This window comes from Brevundimonas sp. (genome assembly GCF_023259385.1).
GTDB lineage: Bacteria > Pseudomonadota > Alphaproteobacteria > Caulobacterales > Caulobacteraceae > Brevundimonas.
Genome location: NZ_JAHFPF010000229.1, coordinates 1 through 5,673, shown reverse-complemented (window position 1 = coordinate 5,673; position 5,673 = coordinate 1). Strand labels below are relative to the sequence as shown.

Below are 5,673 nucleotides of genomic sequence, written 5' to 3'. Positions count from 1 at the left end.
TGAGGTCGTGGTGCTGGCCCGTCGCTCGGGCGCGCCGATGTGGACGATCACACGGGGCGATTCGACCCTGATCCTGGTGGGCTCGATCCGCGCCATCCCGCGCGACGTCACCTGGCATCCCGATGCGCTGGAGCAGGCGACCGCCAAGGCGGACCTGATCCTGCTGCCTCAGGAGGGCCGGGCGTCGTTCAGCGATATCCTGCGCGTCATCTGGCGCGCACGGACCATCGGGCGGATGCCCCAGGGGCAGACCACGGCGACCTGGCTGTCGCCCGAGTATCAGGCGCGGCTTGACGCGCTGATGGCCGACGAGCGGAACCAGAACTGGCGCACCCAGAGCCTGCTCTTCACCAGCCTGGACCTGATGCAGGACAAGGCCGGCTTCCGCGCCGGGGGCGAGGCGCAGGACGCGGTGGACGTGGTGCGCCGCGCCGGCCGCCGCGCCCGCATCGACATGCGTCCGGTCGGCACCGTGCGGGGCGACGAACTGGTCGAAAGCCTGATCTCGGCGCCCCAGAGCGTCCATGTGCCGTGCGTCGAGCGCGCCATCGCCGCCGCCGAGGCCGGGCCCGAGTCGTCGCGTGACCGCGCGATCGACTGGCGCGCCTTCCGCGTGCCGGAGGTGGTCAACTCGCCGATCGAACAGGCGCTGAACGTCTGCTGGCCGTGGGGCGATCCCGAGCTGGCTCCCCAGCTGCACCAGCAATGGGCGGCGGCGGTGGAGACGGCCATGATCTCGCCGGGCACGACGATGGGCGTCGCGCCGGTCCGCCTGCTGGCCGAAGAGGGCGGCGTGCTGGACAGCCTGAAGGCCCGCGGCTTCGAGATCGTAGGACCGGAGTGGCGGTCCCGGTAATCCGGCTCAGAACGTGATCGGCGGCGCGGCGAGAGCGGACTGGCCCGTTCGTCGCCTCACTGCTGGATCAGCAGGGGCACGAGGTCGGTGTTGGACGCCACCGACCGCGCCCATGTCCCGCTGTCCCAGCTCCAGCCGTTGTTGATGTCGAACTGGACCGTGCGCTGCGCGGCGCCCCTGAGGTCGATCAGCACGCCGGGGGCATAGGCCTGATAGATCACGGTGCCGGTGTTGGCCGACATGGCCGAGAGCATCAGCAGGACCTGCTCCACCGGCGCGATGACGTCGATCATGTTCCCGTAGAGCGGTACGGCGCAGACCGGGTTCGTCTGGTTCTCCACCACCTGCGAAACGCCGCAAGTCCACGGCTGACTGGCCTGGTTCAGGATGGAGATCGCGGCGGGCGTTCCTCCATCCGTAGCGGTCATGGCGCCGTTGGCGCCGACCTGAGCGGTCTGGCCGAGGCCGATGTCGGTCGTCGAATTGGGCCGGATCATTCCGTGGGCGATGATCTGACTGGTCGAGGCATAGGCCTGATACTGTTCCTGCCAGGTGACGGAGGTGGTCATCAGCAGTCGGCTCGTCTGGTACCACAGCAGAGGCGCGGCGCCGTTGACCGTGGTCTGGACGGCCTTGAAGGCCGACAGCGCGTAGCCGCTCGCCATGAGCGCCTCCAGCGTGGCCGGCGTCATCTGGATGTCGACTGCGTACTGAGAGAGGGCGGCCCTCATGAAACGTCTCCCCGGACGGGCCGCGACCGCGAGTGCGATCGTTCATGCAACCGTCAAGGGAAGCTCTACCATGAAACGCCGGGCGGCGTCGCCTCAGACCGCCGTGCCGCCGACCGTGAGTCCGGCGATCTTCAGCGAGGGTTGGCCGATGCCGACGGGGACGCCTTGGCCGGCCTTGCCGCAAACGCCGACGCCGGGATCGAACTCGAAGTCGTCGCCGATCATCTGCACCTGGGTCAGCGCCGTGGCCCCGTCGCCGATCAAGGTGGCGCCGCGGACGGGGGCGGTGATCCGACCGTCCTCGATCAGATAGGCCTCGGTGCACTGGAACACGAACTTGCCGTTGGTGATGTCCACCTGGCCGCCGCCGAAGTTCGCGGCGTAGAGGCCGCGCTTCGTCGAGGCGATCATGTCGGCCTTGGAGTCCTTGCCGCCTTCCATGAAGGTGTTGGTCATGCGCGGCATGGGCATGTGGGCGAAGGACTGGCGGCGGCCGTTGCCGGTGGCGCGGGCGTTCAGCTGACGCGCCGACAGCCGGTCGTGCATCAGCCCGACCATGATCCCGTCCTCGATCAGCACGGTGCGCGAGGTCGGCGTGCCTTCGTCATCGATGGTCAGGGAGCCGCGGCGACCCGCGATGGAGCCGTCATCGACCACGGTCACGCCCGGGGCGGCGACGCGCTGGCCCATCTTGCCGGTGAAGACCGACGATCCCTTGCGGTGGAAGTCGCCTTCGAAGCCGTGGCCGATCGCCTCATGCAGCAGCACGCCCGGCCAGCCTGCGCCCAGGACCACGTCCATCTCGCCCGCCGGGCAATCGACGGCCTCCAGATTGACCAGGGCCTGACGCAGGGCCTCATCGACCTGGCCCTGCCAGCGGGCCGGGGCGATCCAGGTCTCGAAGCCGGCGCGGCCGCCGGCCCCCGAGGAGGCGCTCTCGCGCTTGCCGTCCTTCTCGACGGTGACGGAGACGTTCAGGCGGACCAGCGGACGCATGTCGCGCATCAGTCGGCCGTCGCCGCGCAGGATCTCGATCTGGCGATGCTCGCCGACCAGCGAGGCCGAGACCTGCACCACGCGCGGATCGCGGGCGCGGGCCCAGGCGTCGACCTCGGCCAGCAGGGCGATCTTGTCGGAGAAGGCGGGGGAGGCGAGGGGATCGACCTCGTCATAGAGTTTGCGGTTGGTCGCCTGCGGGGCGTCGGCGGCGATCCCGGCGTAGCCGGCGCGGGCGAGGGCGGCGCTGTCGGCGGCGCGGCGCAGGGCGGGGCCGCTGATCTCGTTGGCGTGGGCGTAGCCGGCGGTTTCACCGGCGACGACGCGCAGGCCGAAGCCCTCGGTCGCGTCATAGGCGGCGGACTTCAGGCGGCCGTCGTCGAAAACGAGCGATTCCGATTCGGAGCGTTCGAGGAACAGTTCGCCGTCATCGGCTCCGGTCAGGGCGTCCTGGAGGATCGAGAGGGCTTCGTCGGCGCCGACCTCGGCGCTGTCGAGAATGGCGGGCGGGGAAACGAGGACGGTCATGGCGGCAGAGATAGGGACTTAGATGCGCCGCGTCACGGTCTTCGCCGCGCACGGGGCGCGGCGAATGAAGCGGGGATGGCGCGACGAGGGAGCAGCGGCCATCCCCGCTCCGGCCGCCGAAGCGGCCGCCCTCCACCACGACGAGGAGGGATAGGGGCGGCGAGGATCAGTCGAGATCGACGTCTCCCCAGCCGGTGATCGACTGGTTCAGCTGGGCCGGGTTGCGCGTCAGGGTGACGTCGCCGTGACCGGAGATGTCGATGTCGGCGCGGCCGGTCGGACCGACCGTCACATCGCCGCGGCCGGTGAGGTCCACCTTGGCGTCGACGACCTCGAGCCGGCGCAGGTCCGTATCGCCGTCGCCGTTGACGGTGACGGTGACCTTCGGCGCGCGGCCGTCCGCCTCAACCTCGCCGTTGCCGTTGATGGTCACGTCGAGGGTCGGCTGATCGTAGCCGCGGATCTTGAGCCGGCCGTGTTCACCCATTTCGAAGGTGTGGACCGCGGGGGCCGTGACCTCGACCCGCAGGGCCTCGGTCTCGCTCCAGACGCGGATGCCCGTGCCGGTCCAGCGGATGTAGCCGCGCTCGCTGCGGTCGTCGTCGAGCATGATCAGACGGCCGTCGGAGAAGCGAACCTTGTCGACGGCGTCCTTCGGCCCGGTGATGCGGATGCCCGGCTGGTCGCCTTGAATGTAGGTGACTTGCCCGGGGATATCGACGGACAGGCGCTCACCGCCGGTCCATTCGATCGTGCGGACGGTTTCCGGCGAGACCTCGCCTCGTTCCAGGTGGAAGCCGGAGTCGCCGGCCTCGTCGTCGGTGACGACCCAGGTCCAGTCGTTGCGTCGGACGTCGTTGCCGACCAGCGCCATGGAGCCGCCGATGCCGACCAGCGCCAGGACGAAGCCCACGCCGGTGATGACCAGTAGATTGCGGATCATGTCAGGTCCCTCCCTCAGGCCTGGTTCTGGTTGTCGAGCGCGGGCTTCAGCACGCGGTAGTGCAGTCGGGCGTACCAGACGGTCGCGTCGATCAGCCATTTGGTGAGCAGGGCCATCAGGCCCACCATGAAGATGCCCAGGCCCATCAGGCCCACGCCCATCAGAAGGGCGGCCAGCACGCCTCCGGGCCCGCCGAAGAAGGATCCGGCCACAGCGACGAAGCCGCCGGCGATGAAGACCGCGACGCCGCTCAGCAGCATGGCGATCACCGCGCCGAACACCGGGAAGACGATCGGCAGCAGAATCAGGATGTCGATGGCGCCCAGGCCGATCAGCCCGAAGATGGCGCCCGCCGCCGCGGCGGGGTTCTGTTCCTGGTCCCAGCGACGGGCGCCGGCTTCGGCGCGCAGCTCGCGGGCCAGACGGTCGGGATCGCCGAGGGCGGCCGCGACTTCGGCTTCGGAGCGGCCGTCAGCGATCCCGTCGTCGAAATGCTGCTCATAGTCGGACGCGATGTCGCCGGCGGCCCGGGTGGGAAGGCCCACCAGCCCGCGGCGCAACCGGCCCATGAATTCGTCCCTCGTCATTATTCAGCTCCCTCTTGGGCGGACGGCGCAGCCGGTTCGGCCGGAACGTCCACAATGGTTTCGACGGCGCGGGCGAAGGCGCGCCATTCGGCGGTCTGGGCCGCGAGGGCCCGGCGACCGGCGTCGGTGAGTCGGTAGTATTTGCGCGAGGGCCCGGAGGACGATTCGACCAGATAGGTCTCGACCTGGCCGTCCGACTGCATCCGCCGCATCAGCGGGTAGATGGTGCCCTCGCCCATATCGATGGCGTCCGACAGGGTGGACGCGATCTCGTAGGCGTAGCTTTCGCGCCGGTTCAGGAGGGCCAGGACGCACAGCGTCAGCACCCCCTTCTTCAACTGGATCTCTATGGTTTCAGGCACATCAACGTCTCCTGTGATGTCGATGGGATACTGCAAGGTATCTTGCGCCGCAAGGTAGCTGGCGAAACATGAATGCGATTTAATCCGGCGCCCGAACGTCGCGGAACGGTCGGGACGCTTGGCAAGTGAGGGAGGGGGCGATATGGACCGCCCGATGTACCGCCGCGGGCCGCTGTGTCCCGGCGCTTGTTTGCGATTCACTCGCAAATGATTGCGAAGAAACGGTTTTATGAGGATGTCTCGCATGGGGATGGGCACGCGCGCCCGGGCGATCGTCGGTGGTGGACTCACCGCCCTGAGCCTGGCCGTTTTCGCCGCCACGCCGGCTTTGGCTTCGGGACCCGAGCGCATGGGTCAACCGACGCCGGGCGGTATCGGGCTTCAACCGGCGGCGTCGCCGCTGAAGGTCGAGGCGCACCACTTCCACGACCTGATCCTGATGCCGATCATCACGCTGATCACCCTGCTGGTGCTCGGCCTGATCATCTGGATCGTCATCCGCTACAACAAGAAGTCCAATCCGGTTCCCGCCAAGTGGAGCCACAACACCCTGATCGAGGTCATCTGGACGATCGTCCCGGTGCTGATCCTGGTGGGCATCTCGCTGTTCTCGTTCCGCCTGCTGTTCGCCTATCACGACATGCCGACGCCGGACCTGACCGTGAAGGCC

General features: G+C 68.6%; 7 protein-coding genes. 2 read left to right on the top strand and 5 right to left on the bottom strand.

Annotated elements, in window-relative coordinates; genetic code table 11:
* Positions 1 to 856 (top strand): TraB/GumN family protein (locus Q0C81_RS15165; protein WP_291839745.1); only part of this gene is annotated, 856 nt, incomplete at its 5' end.
* A 56-nt stretch (positions 857 to 912) separates the two neighbouring features.
* On the opposite strand, the gene Q0C81_RS15160 is transcribed toward Q0C81_RS15165, so the two are convergent.
* The 5 genes from Q0C81_RS15160 to Q0C81_RS15140 form a co-directional block, all read right to left on the bottom strand.
* Positions 913 to 1,587, bottom strand: coding sequence for a hypothetical protein (locus Q0C81_RS15160; RefSeq protein WP_291839742.1), 675 nt, complete (start codon positions 1,585 to 1,587; stop codon positions 913 to 915).
* Positions 1,588 to 1,680: 93 nt separating this feature from the next.
* Complete coding sequence (gene tldD / locus Q0C81_RS15155; protein WP_291839740.1) at positions 1,681 to 3,111, bottom strand: metalloprotease TldD; 1,431 nt, start codon at positions 3,109 to 3,111, stop codon at positions 1,681 to 1,683.
* 166 nt (positions 3,112 to 3,277) lie between these two features.
* Positions 3,278 to 4,054 (bottom strand): DUF2807 domain-containing protein, encoded by a 777-nt coding sequence (locus Q0C81_RS15150; RefSeq protein WP_291839737.1) that lies wholly within the window; start codon positions 4,052 to 4,054, stop codon positions 3,278 to 3,280.
* Between the two features lie 14 nt (positions 4,055 to 4,068).
* Positions 4,069 to 4,641, bottom strand: coding sequence for a DUF1700 domain-containing protein (locus tag Q0C81_RS15145; protein ID WP_291839733.1), 573 nt, complete (start codon positions 4,639 to 4,641; stop codon positions 4,069 to 4,071).
* Complete coding sequence (locus tag Q0C81_RS15140) at positions 4,641 to 5,003, bottom strand: PadR family transcriptional regulator (RefSeq protein WP_291839731.1); 363 nt, start codon at positions 5,001 to 5,003, stop codon at positions 4,641 to 4,643. Before Q0C81_RS15140 ends, Q0C81_RS15145 begins: the two co-directional genes overlap by 1 nt.
* Positions 5,004 to 5,247: 244 nt before the next feature.
* Here Q0C81_RS15140 and Q0C81_RS15135 point away from each other — a divergent pair.
* Positions 5,248 to 5,673, top strand: a 426-nt coding sequence (locus Q0C81_RS15135) for a cytochrome c oxidase subunit II transmembrane domain-containing protein (RefSeq protein WP_291839728.1), incomplete at its 3' end; no start/stop codon positions are given.